The 15,736-nt window shown below is 63.2% G+C and carries 12 protein-coding genes; 10 read left to right on the forward strand and 2 right to left on the reverse strand.

Translation table 11 applies throughout. The features are described 5' to 3' along the window. Positions 1 to 200 precede the first annotated feature (200 nt). The 10 genes from GSQ73_RS08775 (at position 201) to GSQ73_RS08820 (ending at position 12,269) form a co-directional block, all read left to right on the forward strand. The gene (locus tag GSQ73_RS08775; protein WP_158883113.1) at positions 201 to 1,598 is read left to right on the forward strand and encodes a M20/M25/M40 family metallo-hydrolase; all 1,398 of its coding nucleotides are present in this window, start codon (positions 201 to 203) and stop codon (positions 1,596 to 1,598) included. 298 nt (positions 1,599 to 1,896) lie between these two features. Then, positions 1,897 to 2,115, forward strand: a complete 219-nt coding sequence (locus GSQ73_RS08780; RefSeq protein ID WP_158883115.1) for a hypothetical protein — start codon at positions 1,897 to 1,899, stop codon at positions 2,113 to 2,115. Between the two features lie 111 nt (positions 2,116 to 2,226). Then, entirely contained in the window at positions 2,227 to 2,763 is a 537-nt protein-coding gene (locus tag GSQ73_RS08785; protein WP_158883117.1) for a hypothetical protein, read from the forward strand. 136 nt (positions 2,764 to 2,899) lie between these two features. Next, complete coding sequence (locus GSQ73_RS08790) at positions 2,900 to 3,301, forward strand: serine hydrolase domain-containing protein (protein WP_254063361.1); 402 nt, start codon at positions 2,900 to 2,902, stop codon at positions 3,299 to 3,301. Positions 3,302 to 3,450: 149 nt separating this feature from the next. Then, positions 3,451 to 5,052, forward strand: coding sequence for a peptide chain release factor 3 (locus tag GSQ73_RS08795; protein ID WP_158883119.1), 1,602 nt, complete (start codon positions 3,451 to 3,453; stop codon positions 5,050 to 5,052). 119 nt (positions 5,053 to 5,171) lie between these two features. Next, entirely contained in the window at positions 5,172 to 6,086 is a 915-nt protein-coding gene (locus tag GSQ73_RS08800; protein WP_158883121.1) for a type II CAAX endopeptidase family protein, read from the forward strand. Positions 6,087 to 6,176: 90 nt separating this feature from the next. Further along, complete coding sequence (locus tag GSQ73_RS08805) at positions 6,177 to 9,821, forward strand: response regulator (RefSeq protein ID WP_158883123.1); 3,645 nt, start codon at positions 6,177 to 6,179, stop codon at positions 9,819 to 9,821. After that, the gene (locus tag GSQ73_RS08810) at positions 9,806 to 10,684 is read left to right on the forward strand and encodes a CheR family methyltransferase (protein ID WP_254063350.1); all 879 of its coding nucleotides are present in this window, start codon (positions 9,806 to 9,808) and stop codon (positions 10,682 to 10,684) included. Before GSQ73_RS08805 ends, GSQ73_RS08810 begins: the two co-directional genes overlap by 16 nt. Next, the gene (locus tag GSQ73_RS08815; protein WP_158883125.1) at positions 10,681 to 11,268 is read left to right on the forward strand and encodes a chemotaxis protein CheB; all 588 of its coding nucleotides are present in this window, start codon (positions 10,681 to 10,683) and stop codon (positions 11,266 to 11,268) included. Before GSQ73_RS08810 ends, GSQ73_RS08815 begins: the two co-directional genes overlap by 4 nt. Continuing rightward, positions 11,259 to 12,269 carry a diguanylate cyclase gene (locus GSQ73_RS08820; RefSeq protein WP_158883405.1) on the forward strand — a complete coding sequence of 337 codons (1,011 nt, stop codon included), beginning with the start codon at positions 11,259 to 11,261 and terminating at the stop codon, positions 12,267 to 12,269. Before GSQ73_RS08815 ends, GSQ73_RS08820 begins: the two co-directional genes overlap by 10 nt. Before the next feature lie 67 nt (positions 12,270 to 12,336). Here GSQ73_RS08820 and GSQ73_RS08825 read toward each other — a convergent pair whose 3' ends face one another. After that, positions 12,337 to 14,805 (reverse strand): acyl-CoA dehydrogenase, encoded by a 2,469-nt coding sequence (locus tag GSQ73_RS08825; protein ID WP_158883127.1) that lies wholly within the window; start codon positions 14,803 to 14,805, stop codon positions 12,337 to 12,339. Between the two features lie 12 nt (positions 14,806 to 14,817). Further along, positions 14,818 to 15,717 carry an alpha/beta hydrolase gene (locus GSQ73_RS08830; protein WP_158883129.1) on the reverse strand — a complete coding sequence of 300 codons (900 nt, stop codon included), beginning with the start codon at positions 15,715 to 15,717 and terminating at the stop codon, positions 14,818 to 14,820. Positions 15,718 to 15,736 lie beyond the last annotated feature (19 nt).

A 15,736-nucleotide genomic window follows, 5' to 3' on the forward strand; every position in this document is an offset into this window, starting at 1 on the left:
AAGGTGGCAACAAAGGCGGTGGTGGCGGAGCGGGCGCCGGCATGGGCATGGGCGCCGGCATGGGCCTTGGCGGCATGGCTCATCACGACGTACACGACGATCAGCCGTAGCCATTCGCGGTCGCCGTGTGGTTTTCGCGCCATGGCGGATGGATGATGTGGCGCAGCTATCGTTCAAGATCACCACAAGGGAAAACACCGATGAGTGCAACACGAGCACTGCGACCCGCCATCGCGGCCGCGCTGATTTTCTGCGCCGGCATCGGACAGACCTACGCAGCCAGCACCGCCGAAGCGCTGCCTGAAACCATGTCCATGCTGAAGCACGCCATCGGCGTGCACACCTCCGAGGGGCAACATCAGGTTCCCGTGCTCGCCGCCTATCTCGCGGACAAACTCAAGGCTGGCGGTTTTGCCGCCAGCGATGTCGAGATCATTCCCGTCGGCGAAACCGCCGCGCTCGTCGCGCGCTATCGCGGCACCGGTGAAGGCAAGCCGATCCTGCTGTCCGGTCACATGGACGTGGTGGCTGCAAAGCGCGAAGACTGGACGCGCGATCCTTTCACCTTGGTCGAAGAAAACGGCTACCTCTACGGCCGCGGCAGCGCGGACATGAAAACCGCCGTGGTCGTGATGGTCGAAACACTGATCCGTCTCAAGCGCGAAGGCTTCAAACCGCGCCACGATCTGATCCTGCTGCTGTCCGGCGACGAAGAAACCGCCATGGCCTCGACGCTTGAGCTGGCGAAGCGCTACCACGACGCCGAATTCCTGCTCAACGCCGACGCCGGCGGCGGCACGCTCGATCCCGCCACCGGCAAGCCCACCGTGTACGAAATCCAGGCGGCGGAAAAAACCTATGCAGACTTCCAGATCGCGCTGACCTCCGCCGGCGGCCACTCCAGCGAACCCGACGCGCACAACGCGATCTACCGGCTCGCGCGTGTCATCGATCGTGTCGCCGCCTATCAATTCCCGCCGATGATCAACGACATCACCCGCGGCTCGCTGCACGCATCCGGCGCACATACACCGGGCAAGCTCGGCGCGGCCATGACACGCTTCGCCGCGCACCCGGACGATGCCGCCGCAGCCGCCACCCTCTCCGCCGACCCCGCCTACGTCGGGCAGATCCGCACCACCTGCGTCGCGACCATGCTCAATGGCGGCCACGCACTCAACGCGTTGCCGCAAAGCGCCAGCGTCAACATCAACTGCCGCATCTTTCCCGGTACTCCGGTCGCGAGCGTGCACGACACGCTGATCAAAGTGATCGCCGACAAAACCGCCACCGTCACCGTGCTGCCGCCCACGCCCGTCGCCAGTCCCGCATCACCCCTGCGCAACGACGTCATCGCCGCCATCACCGACGCCGTCCACCAGCGCTACCCCCATGTCGAAGTCGTACCCGGCATGTCCGCCGGCGCCTCCGACAGCATGTACTTCCGCAACGCCGGAGTCCCCAGCTACGGCATCGATGCCTCCTTCACCAAACCCGACGACACCTTCGCCCACGGCCTCAACGAAAAACTGCCCGCGTCGGAGGTTGAGGCGGGGTTGGCGTTCTGGCATCGGGTGTTGGTGCAGTTGGCGAAGTGAGGTCGGTGGCAGAACTGCCGCCCCGTCGCACATTCTCAGCTTCGACAATGGAACCTGCCAGTCAGCGGGCGCAGCAGCATCGCCAGAACTGTGACGTAGTCGAGCTGGAAGTGCCGAATGCTGGCATGAAGCTGGCTTTAAAAAGAACGTGACTTCGGATGATTTGAGCGAGGGCCCAAATACGGCAACGAAGTCCTGCACTCGTGGTTCTGTGCGCTTGCTGTGGGATTTGAGTCGCCTTGGATGTGCGTTCGGCCTGGAGCAGACGTTTTTTTAGATCGAAATCAAGGAGAGATCGTTGGACATTCTTCAAGCGTTTTTGAATCGGGAAGAGATCGCGGGCGTTCTCTACATGCACAACGACTACGTGCGCGTCGTGGCCGGCAGGTTCGAGGATTCCCTGGGTTCGCTCGTGAACCTGGTGGATCTCCAGCCGGAACCACGCTTCGTTCTGGAGCTGGATACGGGCATGGACGTCCAGGTCAAACAGTCCGAAATCCAGCTCATTGCAAGATGACGAGCGTCGTTTGCGACCAACGCGAGCGTCGCAGCGTCGCAGCCAGGGCTTAGGTATCCTCAAGCCACGAACGATTCGTCGAACGAACACTCAGCAGAGCTGGGGAAGACCATGAAGAAAGCATTGAGCGTGCTGCTGCTCTTGTTGGTGTGCGCGTCGGCTTTCGGTCAGCAGGGCTTTAGAGACCAGCACGGACAAGTGTCGCCCAACACGGATTCCCGCAAGTCCATCGACGGATTCGCCGGCTGGTTGGTCGTGACGCCCGACGCGGACTGGAAGGCCAAATGGGAAACGCCTGCCGACACCGTGCCCTACTTCGCCACGGCCAGCAGCACCACGCGTGGAAAGCAGCTTTTCGTGCTCATCTTTTTCGCAAACCCGAAACTGGATGGCAGCAACGCTGCCGACATCCGTTGCGATATCGACGTATTGAAGCCGGATGGCAAGCCGTCGTTTCACCAGACCGGCATGACCTGCTTCAAAGGTGCCCTTCATGAACCCGCGACACACATGTTCCTGTCCGCACCGGTGATCGTCTGGACCGGTGACGCCACCGATCACTCCGGCACATGGGTCGTGCAAGTCACCCTCAAAGACAACCTGCGGCACGTGACCATGCCACTGCGGACGTCGTTCGAGCTGAAGTGAGACCAGTGGATCAGGAGATGGTCGATCAAGCCGATCGTTTGATCGAATCCGTTTTCGAATCAACGCGAGCACTCATACCGTCGGTGAAAGTACGCAAGCGTCTGCGAAACATTTCCAGTTCAATGGCAATGTTTTTATCTCCCGTGATGGCGACGTTGCACTTGCCGCTGCGTTCGGTGTCGCGCGTCGCGACAAGCACGTGCTCATGGATACGCAGACCAGGTTCCAGGTGGGTTCGGTTTCGAAATGGTTCACCACGTTGCTTGTGCTGAAACTCGTCGATGAACACAAGCTTGCGCTCGATCAGTCCATCACTTCGCTGTTGCCGGGTTATCCCGCAACGGTGGGTGACTCTGTGACCGTTGCCGACCTGTTGTCGAACACGATCGGCATCAAGGATCGTCTGCCGACCGAACTGATCAACCGACCGGACATGTCGGCCAGCAGCATGAGTGCTGCGCAGGCAACCACTCTCTACGGACACGGTCAATCACGAACTGGACCACAGCCTTCGTTGGGGCGACGAGCAAAAGCGTGAGGCGACGACGCGACCGAAACGCCCGGAAAGGCACCACCCAGCCCGCGGACAGCCAACGTCAAGATCACCATCAAAACAAAGCCAGAACCCAAGGCCAAATACCGATCCCGGCTACAATGGACAGCTAACGTTCAACCCGACCTCTGCGCATGTCCTCGCACCTCCAAGAAACCCGCCGCCGCCGCACGTTCGCCATCGTCAGCCACCCTGATGCGGGCAAGACCACGCTGACTGAAAAGCTGCTGCTGTTCGGCGGTGCGATCCAGATGGCCGGTTCGGTGAAGGGACGCAAGGCGGCGCGGCATGCGACGTCGGACTGGATGGCGCTGGAGAAGGAGCGCGGCATTTCGGTGACGTCGTCGGTGATGCAGTTTCCGTACGAAGGCAAGATCGTCAACCTGCTCGATACGCCGGGTCACGCGGACTTTTCCGAGGATACGTATCGCGTGCTGACCGCGGTGGATTCGGCACTGATGGTGATCGACTGCGCCAAGGGCGTGGAAGAACGCACGATCAAGCTGATGGAGGTGTGCCGCCTGCGCGACACGCCGATCATGACCTTCATCAACAAGCTCGACCGCGAAGGACGTTCGCCGATCGAGCTGATGGACGAAGTGGAGTCGGTGCTCGGCATCGCGTGCGCGCCGGTGACCTGGCCGATCGGCATGGGCAAGCGTTTGAAGGGCGTGTACCACCTCGTGCTGGAAGAAGTGCACATCTTCGAGCCGGGCAAGAATTTCACGCGGCAGGATTCGACCATCTTCAAAGGACTGGACGCCCCCGGCGTGCTGGAAAGAATCGGCGACGAGGCGATGCGCGAACTGCGCGAGGAGCTTGAACTCGTGCAGGGCGCAGCGCCCTCGTTCGACATGGACGAATACCTGGCCGGCAAACAGACGCCGGTGTTCTTCGGTTCCGCGGTGAACAACTTCGGCGTGCAGTTACTGCTCGACTTTTTCGTCGAGAACGCGCCCTCGCCGCGTCCGCGCGCCACGCTCACGCGCGAGGTGCAGCCGGAGGAAGAAAAACTGTCCGGCTTCGTGTTCAAGATCCAGGCGAACATGGACCCGGCGCATCGCGATCGCGTGGCTTTCATGCGCGTGTGCTCGGGCACGTACCACGCCGGTATGAAGATGATCCAGTCGCGCACTGGCAAGGACATCCGCATCGCCAACGCGCTGACCTTCATGGCGAGCGATCGCGAGATCGTGGAGACAGCGTATCCCGGCGACGTGATCGGCTTGCACAACCACGGCACCATCACCATCGGCGACACGTTCACCGAAGGCGAAGCGGTGAGCTTCACCGGCATCCCCAATTTCGCGCCGGAATTGTTCCGCCGTGCGCGGCTGCGTGATCCGCTGAAGATGAAGGCGCTGCAGAAGGGCCTGGCCCAGTTGAGCGAAGAAGGCGCCACGCAGTTCTTCCGTCCGCTGATGAGCAACGACCTGATCCTCGGCGCGGTCGGCGTGCTGCAGTTCGACGTGGTGGCATACCGGCTGAAGGACGAATACAACGTCGACGCGAGCTTCGAACCGGTGACGGTGACCACCGCGCGCTGGGTGCACTGCGACGACGAAAAGAAGATGGCCGAGTTCCGCGAGAAGAACGCGATGAACCTCGCCATCGACGGCGCCGGCGAGCTGGTCTACATCGCGCCGACGCGCGTCAACCTGCAACTGGCGCAGGAGCGCTGGCCGCAGGTGCGGTTTTCCAACACGCGCGAGCACGCGGCGGCGGTTGATCTGTAAATAGCGATCGAACGGATGGATTGCAGCGCATAACAACAGGCCGAGCACGCTTTCGTGATCGCCCGCTGGATGCCTTCGAAGCGGCGCTGTTAACCTGCTTCATCTCAAGGGGGCAGTGCATGCAGAACCAACCCGTCGCCGGCGCGTCCGTCGCTTTCACCACACCGCAGGATGTGCCCGGCTGGAAACGCTGGCTCGTGTATTCGCCGCTCGCACGTATCGTGATTTTCGCCGCGCTGATTTTCGGTTTCGTTTTCATCATTCGCACGGTCATGGTGTCGATCGGCTGGCTGGCAAAGACGGCGCCGCCGCTGCACAACGCGCTGGCGACCTTGAGCATGCAGCTGCTGCCTGCGCTGATCGCCTATGTCGTGCTGGTGAAGCTGATCGAACGCCGGCGGATGAGCGAACTTTCACTGCGCAGCGTGCCGACGTTTGGCGCCGGTGGATTGCTGCTGGGCATCGTGCTTTTCAGCAGCGCGGTCGGCATTTTGTGGCTGGTCGGGAGCTATCACGTCACCGGCACCGACCCGAGCGTGGACTGGCTGCCTGAAGTGCTGGTCGCCGGCCTTGGCGCCGGCATCGGCGAGGAGATCATGTTCCGCGGCGGCCTGTTCCGCATCGTCGAGGAAGGGCTCGGCACGTGGTGGGCGCTGGCGATCTCGGCGTTGTTTTTCGGTGCCGCGCACGCGTTCAATCCCGGCGCAACGTTGTGGAGTTCGGCGGCCATCGCGATCGAGGCAGGCATCCTGTTCGGGCTGCTCTATCACCTCACCCGCTCGCTGTGGGCCTGCGTCGGGTTGCATGCGGCGTGGAACACCATGCAGGGCACGTTCTACGGCATCCCGGTGTCCGGCATGAAAGCGCACGGCTGGCTGGTGTCGTATCGCACGGGGCCGGACTGGTTGAGCGGCGGATCGTTCGGTGCGGAGGCGTCGGTGGTGGCATTGCTGCTGTGCTCGGTCGTGTCGGTGGTGCTGGCGACTATCGCTCTGCGCCGTGGCTCGATCGTGCCGATGCGACGCTCACGCTGACTTCATGTGCAACGCTCATCATCGTCTGACGATGTCGCTCATTTTGAATCCGGTCACGGCCGCATCGGCTTGACCACCCGAGGATCATCGATGGCTCCGCAAAAGCAACCCGCTCGGCCCAGGCTTTCGTGGCTGGTCAATCAGCCGCTGCAGCGCAAGACCACCATCGCCACCGGCATGCTGCTGACGCTGTTCATGATCACCAGCATCGTGACGCTGGGTTCGTTGCTGCAACAGGAACGCAACCGCAGCTGGTCGACGCATACCTACCGCGTGCTGCTGCAACTGGCGGCGCTGGAGCGCACGTCGCAGGCGATGCAGATTGGCGCGCGCGGCTACATGCTGTCGCAGCGGCCGGACCAGCGCGCGATGTTCGAGGACGGCACGCGCGATCTGCACGCACGCGTGCAGGCTCTGCGCGAACTGGTCGTCGACAATCCGCTGCAACAGTCGCGCATCGACACGTTCGACACGCTGGCCACGCGCTGGCAGACCGAGATCCGCACCAACGCGATCGATGCGATCGCGCGGTTGAAGGTCGATGATCCCGCGCAGTCGGCTTTGGCGCGGCAGCATGTGCAGACCAACTATCTCGAACATCGCACGGTGAAGGGCGACGACCTCGGTGTGGTGATCGATCAGATGACCGGTGAGGAAAATCGACTGCTGGTCACTCGCAACCAGACGCTGGACCGCACGCTCACCTTCACGGAAATCTTCAGCGCCATCGCTGCGGTTCTCGGCCTGCTGCTCGGCTTCACCGTGATCAGGCAAACGACACGCATCGTGATTCGCCCGCTGCGCCGACTCACCGATCAGATGACGCAGCTGTCCAATCACGACCACGATTTCGAGATACGCCGGCTGGATCGCCAGGATGAAGTGGGCGAAATCGCGCGTGCACTGCAGGTGTTCCGGCAGATGGCGATCAGCATCCAGTCGCAAAGCTGGCTGAAGACGCAGGTGTCCGGCATTTCGCATCGGCTGCAGCAGGCGACCACGCATCGCGAATTCGCGCAGTGGCTGACCAGCGAACTGGCGCCGCTGCTCAAGGCGGGCGTCGGCTTGTTCTACTCGTTCGACGAAACGCGCTTCCGGCTCGACCTGCTCGGCAGCTACGGCTTGCGGCTCGGCAGCCACGGCGCCGACCACTATGTCCCCGGCGAAGGCCTGGTCGGTCAGTGCGCGACGGAGCGCAAGGCGATCTTCCTCGACCAGATACCCGACAACTACCTGCGCATCGATTCGGGCAGCGGCACGGCGCCGCCCGGACACGTGGCGATTCTGCCGGTGCTTTATCGCGACCGGCTGATCGGCGTGGTGGAGATGGCGGGTTTCGCGCCGCTCACCCCGTTGCAGATGCAGTTGCTGGAGGAACTGCTGCCGCTGGTGGCACTCACCCTGGAAAATCTCAACCGCTCCATCAGCACACAGCAACTGCTGCTGCAGACGCAGGAACAGGCCGACGAGCTGCGCCTGTCCGAGCTGGTGATGCGCCAGCAGAAGGAAATCCTGCGCGACAACAACGAAGCCTTGCAGGCGAAGACGACCGAACTGGAGGAGCAGTCCGAACGGTTGATCGCGTCGGAGGAAGAACTGCGCGTGCAGGCCGAAGAACTGCAGGCATCCAACGAAGAGTTGCGCGAGAAAACCGAAAGCCTCAACCAGCAGAAACACGTGTTGGAAGAGTTGCAGAAGGAAACAGAAGACAAGGCCGCGGAGCTCGCGCGCGCCAGCCAGTACAAGTCCGAATTCCTCGCGAACATGTCGCACGAGTTGCGCACGCCGCTCAACAGCCTGCTGATTCTTTCGCGCAGCCTGTCCGACAACGACACCGGCAACCTCGACGCGGAACAGATCGAGTCCGCGCGGATCATCCACGACGCCGGCACCAACCTGCTGCACCTGATCAACGACATCCTCGACCTCTCCAAGATCGAGGCCGGCAAGATGGATCTGTTGATCGACGAGATGCCGCTGGCGGATCTGGTACGACGCTTGCGCCGCACGTTCAGCCACGTGGCCGAGGAAAAGAAACTCGGCTTCACGCTCGAGGTCGATCCGCAGCTGCCGCCGATCCTGCGCACCGACGGCAGCAAGCTGGAACAGATTGCCAACAACCTGCTTGGCAACGCGTTCAAGTTCACCGCGCATGGCGCAATCGACGTGCGCATCGGCCCCGCTGCCGAGGGCGACGTTCCCGATTCGCTGCGCGGCATTCCGCTCATCGCAATCAGCGTCAGCGACTCGGGCATCGGCATTCCGCCGGACAAATTCGAACGCATCTTCAATGCGTTCGAACAGGTCGACGCAGGCACCAGCCGCCAGTTCGGCGGCACCGGACTCGGCCTTGCGATCTCGCGTCGCATGGCCATGCTGCTCGGCGGCGATATCGCGCTGCGCAGCGAGAGCGGCAAGGGCAGCCGCTTCACCATCCTGCTGCCGCAGACGCCGCCGGAACATCCGCACGAACAGGCGGAAAGCACGGCGCGCGCTGCGGCGCCGATTGTCGTGCGACCGCTCCATCCGCAGCTGCTGCCCGATGCCATCGACGATGATCGCGACACGCTGCAACCAGGCCAGACCACCATCCTCGTGATCGAGGACGATCCCGCGTTCGCGCGCATCCTGATCGACATGATCCATCGCAAGGGTCATCGCGCGCTGGCCGCGAACAATGGCGAGACGGGCCTGCAACTCGCGCGCGAACACCATCCCACCGGCATCCTGCTCGACGTGATGCTGCCGACGATGGACGGCTGGACGGTGATGGACCGGCTCAAGGGCGATGTCGCCACGCGAACAATCCCGGTGCATTTCATTTCCGCCACCGACGAAGCCACACGCGGACTCGAACTCGGCGCGGTGGGTTTCCTGACCAAGCCGGTGAGCCGCGAATCCATCGGCCAGGCCTTCGAGAAGCTGCTGCATTTCGCCGAGGGCCAGCAACGTCATCTGCTGATCGTCGATGACGACGCCGACTCGCGCATCGCCGTGCGCACCATGCTGCGTGCCGACGGCGTGCTGATCGACGAGGCGGAGTCCGCCGAACAGGCGCTGGAACAGACCACACGCCAACGTTATGACTGCATCGTGCTCGACCTCGGCCTGCCCGGGATGTCCGGCCTGCAGCTGCTGGAGGAGTTGTCGAAATCGCCCACCGGCGTACCGCCGGTGGTGGTCTATTCCGGCCGCGACCTGAGCCGCGAGGAAAACCTTCTGCTGCGCCAGTACACCGACTCGATCGTGGTCAAGGGCGCACGTTCGCCGGAACGACTGCTCGACGAGGTGAGCCTGTTTCTGCACAGCATCGAACATGCACCGCGTCGCGCGGCAACGAGAAAATCATCGGACAGCGATCTGGCTGGCCATCGCGTGCTGCTGGTGGACGACGACATGCGCAATTTGTTCGCCCTGTCGAAGGTGCTGCGCGGCTGGGGCTTGGTGGTGGCGATGGCGCAGGACGGACAGAAGGCGCTGAAGGCGCTGGCCGATGACGAGACGCCCGAACTGGTGCTGATGGACATCATGATGCCGGTGATGGACGGCTATGAAACCATCCAGGCGATTCGCGCACAGCCGAAATTCGCAAGCCTGCCGATCATCGCGCTGACTGCCAAGGCAATGCGCGGCGATCGCGAGAAGTGCCTGGAAATGGGCGCGAATGATTACCTGTCCAAACCGATCGACATCGACAAACTGTCGTCGATGATCCGCGTGTGGTTGCAACGTTGATGGTGAAAGTGACGCCACCGGTCGATCTTGCACTTGAGCAGCTCGAACTCGACCTGTTTCTGCAGGCACTGCGACGTCGGCACGAATACGACTTCAGCGAATACGCGCCCGCATCGTTGATCCGCCGCGTGCGCCAACTCGTGCGCGATCATCGTTGCGCGAGCATCAGCGAACTGACGGCGCGGCTGCTGCACGAAGACGGTTTCGAAGTGAGAGTCGTGCGCGGGCTGTCGGTGCCGGTGTCGGAAATGTTCCGCGATCCGGAAGTATTTCGCGCGCTGCGCGAGCGCGTGCTGCCGATGCTCGCCTCGTATCCGCGCATCAACGTGTGGCAAGCCGGTTGCGCGCACGGGCAGGAGGTCTATTCGCTGGCGATCATGCTGGAGGAGGCCGGCCTCTACGAACGCAGCCACATTTTCGCCACCGACTTCAATGCGGACGCGCTGGAGCGCGCGAAGGACGGCATCTATCCTGCGCGCGATGCGCAGTTGTGGTCGCGCAATTACCTGCATGCCGGCGGCACGCAAACGCTGGCGAACTACTACAGCGCACGCTACGACTTCATCAGGATGCACGAACGGCTTCGTCGCAACATCACGTTCGCCAACCACAACCTGGTGGTGGACAAGGTGTTCTGCGAAGCGCACCTCGTGCTGTGTCGCAACGTGCTGATCTATTTTTCCAACCCGCTGCAGAACCGCACGCTGGGCCTGTTTCGCGACAGCCTGGTGCGCGGCGGATATCTCTGCCTGGGCCTTCGCGAAACGCTGGACTTTGCCGAGGTATCGACGGACTTCAGCGCGGTCGATGCGAAGCTGCGGCTGTATCGGCGCGCCAGCCCGACCCATGCAGACGCGGCATGAGCCGGCCTGAAGTGATCGCGCCTGCCGTCATTGCCATCGGCTGCTCGCTCGGCGGCCTCAACGCGCTGAAAACCGTGCTCGGCGGATTGCACCCGGATCTGGCGCAGGCTGTCGTCGTGTGTTGCCACACCGCGGGCAGCGTTGACGTGCTTTGCCGTCTGCTCGACAGCCACTCGTCGCTCGAAGTGATCGAGGCCGGTGAGCGGCACGCCGTGGCCGGCGGCATGGTGCATGTTGCGCCCGGCGGCTATCACCTGCTGGTGGAGAACGATCGGCATTTCGCGTTGTCGGTGGATGAACCTGTGTGCTTTTCGAGACCTTCCATCGACGTGATGTTCGATTCCGTGGCGGAGGTCTACCTCTCGGCCAGCATCGGCGTGATATTGACTGGAGCCAGCCGCGATGGCGCCGAAGGACTGGCGCGCATTCGCGCCTGCGGCGGCATCGCGGTGGTGCAGACGCCCGCCAGCGCCGAAGCTCCCGCGATGCCGCAAGCCGCACTGGAAACCGCAGGCGCCGACCACTGCCTGCCACTGGAAGAGATCCCCGCCCTGCTCAATCGCCTTTGCATGAGATCGCCGTGACCCTGCCGAAAATCCTGATCGTCGACGACACCTACGCCAACCTCGTGGCCATGCGCCGATTGCTCGCGCACGTCGGCGCGGAACTGATCGAAGCGCGCGGCGGCAACGAAGCGCTGGCGCTGTGCCTGGACCACGAGTTCGCCTTGATCCTGCTCGACGTCAACATGCCCGACATGGACGGTTTCGAAGTTGCCGCATTGCTGGGCGAGGCCGAGCACTTGCGCGACACGCCGATCATCTTCGTCACCGCGGCCTACGCCGATGACCTGAACCGATTGAAGGGCTACCGCTCCGGCGCGGTCGATTACATCGCCAAACCGATCAACGACGTGATCCTGCAATCCAAGGTGCGCGTGTTCCTCGAACTGTATGCCGCGCGCGCCGACCTGCAGCGCGCGCTGACCGAGTTGTCCGAACGCAATCGACAGCTCACGATCGAAATGGCCGAGCGGGAAGTGGTGGAGTCGATGGTGCGCCACCAGGCCAGCCACGACATGCTGACCGGCCTTCCGAACCGCGTGCTGTTTCACGATCGCCTGCACGGCGCGATCCAGCGCGCGCAGCGCCAGCAGGCGCGGTTCGCACTCGCATGCATCGACATCGACGGCTTCAAGAACGTCAACGATCAGCACGGGCATCCGGCGGGCGATGCGCTGCTTCAGGAGATCGCCGCGCGGCTCATGGCGAACCTGCGCGACAGCGATACGGTGGCGCGACTGGGCGGCGATGAATTCGCGCTGATCCTCGAAGACATCGACTCGCCGGACATCGCCCTGCAGCTCTGTCGAAATCTGTGCGCGGCAATCGGCAAGCCCTACCGATTGATAGTGCAAGGCGTAGCGGTCGATGCCCGTATTGGCGCGAGCATCGGCATCGCGTCGTACTCGCCCGGTTCTCGCAGCGACGCCGACGAACAGTTGATCCAGTCGGCCGATCGCGCGATGTACGAAGCCAAGCGCGCCGGCAAAAACCGTTGCGTGCTGAGCGAAGACGCGAGCTGAGCGGAACGATCCGATGAGCGGTTGGTCATCGCGGCGAATCGGCTGTACCGATCCGCCGCGACGACGACTACTGCGAGGCAGCGGCCTTTCTTTCTTCCGCTCGCGAGGTGAACGAGCGCAGTTCGTCCGGTTCGAAATCATCGACGGCAATGAACTCGGCCACGCCTTCGCGCACGCGCTTGAGCAGATCGAATTCGGCCTGGTTGATGACACCGCCCTGCAGCGCTTCGATGTACTGATCGGCGACATCGTGCGCCTTGAACTGACCGGCTTTCTGCGCCTTCTGGAATTTGCGCTCGACCGGTTCGGCGGCGATCACATCCGGCAGCAACGCGTTCATGCGGCCCACCGTGTTGTTCGCGTTCGGCGTGAGGTACACCCATTCGGTCAGCCGGCTGCGCGCCTCGTTCGGCGCCGTGAGCAGTGCGGCCACGCGTCGACCGAGTCGATCCGATGGCGGCACTTCGCGACGGCCAAGCGGAAACACCAGTATGCGCAGCAGCCACGCGACGGGACGCACGGGGAAATTGCGGATCGCGCCATCGAGCGCGTTCTGGGTGAGCCACATGCATTCGTGGAAACCCCATGCCAGCAGTGGACGATCCGCGTCCGGCCGACCGGTGTCTTCGTAGCGCTTGAGCATGCTGCTGGCGATGTAGAGATAGCTCAACACGTCACCCAGCCGCGCGGAGAGTTTTTCCTTGAACTTCAGCTTGCCGCCAAGCACGCCCATGAACACGTCCGCGCACAAGGCCAGCGTGGCGGAGTAGCGATCGAGCTTGCGGTAGTAGCGCCGCGTGTATGCGTCGCCCGCGGTTTCGCCGATACGCGCACCTGTCAGGCCCATCGCGAAACTGCGCACGGCGTTGGAGATGCCGAAGCCGAGGTGGCTGAACAACAGGCGGTCGAAGGTTTTCAACTGCTCGCCGCGATCGGTGATCGACAGCGACTGCATTTCCTTGAGCACGTAGGGATGGCAGCGGATGGCGCCCTGGCCGAAAATCATCAGGCTGCGCGTCATGATGTTGGCGCCTTCCACCGTGATGGCGATCGGCACGCTGGCCCAGCCGCGTCCGGCGTAATTCTTCGGGCCCAACTGCACGGCCTTGCCGCCATGCACGTCCATCGTGTCGCTGGCGATGCGGCGCGCCCATTCGGTGGCGTGGTACTTGGCGATGGCGGACGTCACCGCGGGCTTCTCGCCGCGATCGACCGCGGCCGCGGTGGCGCGTGAAAGCGCGGCGGTGGCGTAGGTCAGGCCACCGATGCGCGCGAGTGCTTCTTCCACGCCTTCGAAACGCGCGATGGCCAGGCCGAACTGCTTTCGCATGCGTGCATACGCGCCGGTGGCTGCCGCCGAAGCGCGCATCGCGCCGGTGGCGTTGGACGGCAGCGAGATCGCGCGCCCGACCGAAAGCACTTCCACCAACATGCGCCAGCCGTGGCCCGCCATCTGCGGACCGCCGATCAATACCGACATCGGCGCGAACACATCCTTGCCGTGGATCGGGCCGTTCTGGAACGGCACGTTGAGCGGAAAATGCCGGCGCCCGATCTGCAGGCCCGGCGTGGAACGCGGCAGCAGCGCGAGCGTGATGCCGAGGTCTTCCTTCTCGCCGAGCAGGTGCTCCGGGTCGTACATGCGGAAGGCCAAACCGATGACCGTGGCGATCGGCGCAAGCGTGATGTAGCGCTTGTCGAAGGTGAGCCGGATGCCGAGCGTTTCCACGCCGTCAACGGTCTGCTTGCACACGATGCCGTAATCAGGAATCGAGGTCGCGTCGGAACCGGCGGTCGGGCCGGTGAGCGCGAAACAGGGAATTTCATCGCCGACTGCGAGGCGCGGAAGGTAATGGTTTTTCTGCTCGTCGCTGCCGTAGTGCAGCAGCAGCTCGGCAGGCCCGAGCGAATTGGGCACCGCGACGGTCGAGGAAAGCGTCGCCGAAATCGTGGAGAGTTTCTGCAGCACCGCTGAATGCGCGAGCGCCGAGAACTGCAGGCCGCCGTATTGCTTCGGAATGATCATGCCGAAGAATTTGTGCTTCTTGACGAAGGCCCAGACGTCCGGCGGCAGATCCGCTAGCTCGTGGGTGATCTGCCAGTCGTCGATCATCGCGCAGAGTTCTTCGGTTGGCCCGTCGAGGAACGCCTGCTCCTCCACGCTGAGTTCCGGCTTCGGTTGCCTGAGCAGTTCGTGCCAGTCCGGCTTACCGGAAAACAGCTGACCTTCGAAACCGACGGTGCCGGCTTCCAGCGCGGTCTGCTCGGTCTCTGACAGCTTCGGCGTGACCTTGGCGAACAACTTGAGCAGCGGCGCGCTGATCTGGCGACGCCGAAAATCGACAAGCAGCAGCGGCACCGCGATGGCGGCCTCGATGATCAGCAGGATCACCGTGGTCCACGGTGCATGCGCGAGCAAGCCGACGATGAGCGTGGCGAGCATCGTGGCGATGGCCCACGTGCGCAGGCTGCTTCGATGGTAGGCGCAAGCGCCGGTGGAAATCAGCGCCGCCAGCAAGGTCAGTATCACGGGCATCTCAACACCTCATCACGGTTGAACGGCGCCGGCGCGTTGCCGGTCGGCCGGTGAATCCAGACTTTGCACGAAACGGGTGACTTCGTGCGCAAATACATCGTTGGCATCGCCCACCACCATGTGCGTGGCATGCGGCAGCTCGACATGCTGCGCGTGGGGCACGCGCTGCAGGAATTCCTCGACGGTCGCGCGCGACACCACGTCGCTGCGCGCGCCGGAAAGCAGCAAGACCGGAATGTCGATGTTCGATGCGGCTGCCAGCAAACGCGGCTGGTAACGCTCGCTTTCCTGGACGAGATCGCCAGCCAGCAAGGCGGGATCCCAGTGCCAGCGCAGGCGACCATCCGCTTCCTCGCGCAACAGCGGACGAAGTTGATCTTCGGTTTTGCGCTCGCGTCGCTGCGGGAGATAGGCCGCGACCTGCTCGGCGGCTTCGGCATAACTTGCAAAACCTTCCGGATGTGCCTGCATGAAGGCGAGGATCCGCTCGACGCCAGCCGCTTCCCAACGCGGCGTGATGTCCACCAGCACGAGAGCGCGGAACGGTGCCGGGCGAATTTCGCCAGCGAGAACCAGCCCGAGCAAGCCGCCCATCGATGCGCCCACCAGAATCGGCGGCTCCGCCTGGACTGCAGCCAGTCGCAGCAGGTCGAGGGCGAATTGGTCGATGCGGTAATCGCCGTCGTGGACGCGACCGCTTTCGCCATGCCCGCGGCTGTCAAAAGTCACGCAGCGACAACCCGCATCGGCCAGCGCATCGGCGGCGGCGTTCCACGCGCCGCGCGTCTGGCCGAATCCGTGGGCGAACAGCAATGTCGGCCGGCCCTGCGGGCATCGCGTTTCGACCGCCAGCGTGGTGTCGGCAACGGCGAATGGGCTGACCGTGGAACGGGAGGAAGTCGACTGAACCATACGGAGGAGTATGGGCCGG

The organism is Rhodanobacter sp. L36 (assembly GCF_009765755.1).
Taxonomy (GTDB): Bacteria; Pseudomonadota; Gammaproteobacteria; order Xanthomonadales; family Rhodanobacteraceae; genus Rhodanobacter.

Coding starts and splice junctions, on each gene's coding strand:
- GSQ73_RS08830 (WP_158883129.1), bottom strand. CDS start 15,717: ATGGTTCAGTCGACTTCCTCCCGTTCCACGGTCAGCCCATTCGCCGTT.
- GSQ73_RS08775 (WP_158883113.1), top strand. CDS start 201: ATGAGTGCAACACGAGCACTGCGACCCGCCATCGCGGCCGCGCTGATT.
- GSQ73_RS08785 (WP_158883117.1), top strand. CDS start 2,227: ATGAAGAAAGCATTGAGCGTGCTGCTGCTCTTGTTGGTGTGCGCGTCG.
- GSQ73_RS08815 (WP_158883125.1), top strand. CDS start 10,681: ATGAGCCGGCCTGAAGTGATCGCGCCTGCCGTCATTGCCATCGGCTGC.
- GSQ73_RS08825 (WP_158883127.1), bottom strand. CDS start 14,805: ATGCCCGTGATACTGACCTTGCTGGCGGCGCTGATTTCCACCGGCGCT.
- GSQ73_RS08795 (WP_158883119.1), top strand. CDS start 3,451: ATGTCCTCGCACCTCCAAGAAACCCGCCGCCGCCGCACGTTCGCCATC.
- GSQ73_RS08800 (WP_158883121.1), top strand. CDS start 5,172: ATGCAGAACCAACCCGTCGCCGGCGCGTCCGTCGCTTTCACCACACCG.
- GSQ73_RS08805 (WP_158883123.1), top strand. CDS start 6,177: ATGGCTCCGCAAAAGCAACCCGCTCGGCCCAGGCTTTCGTGGCTGGTC.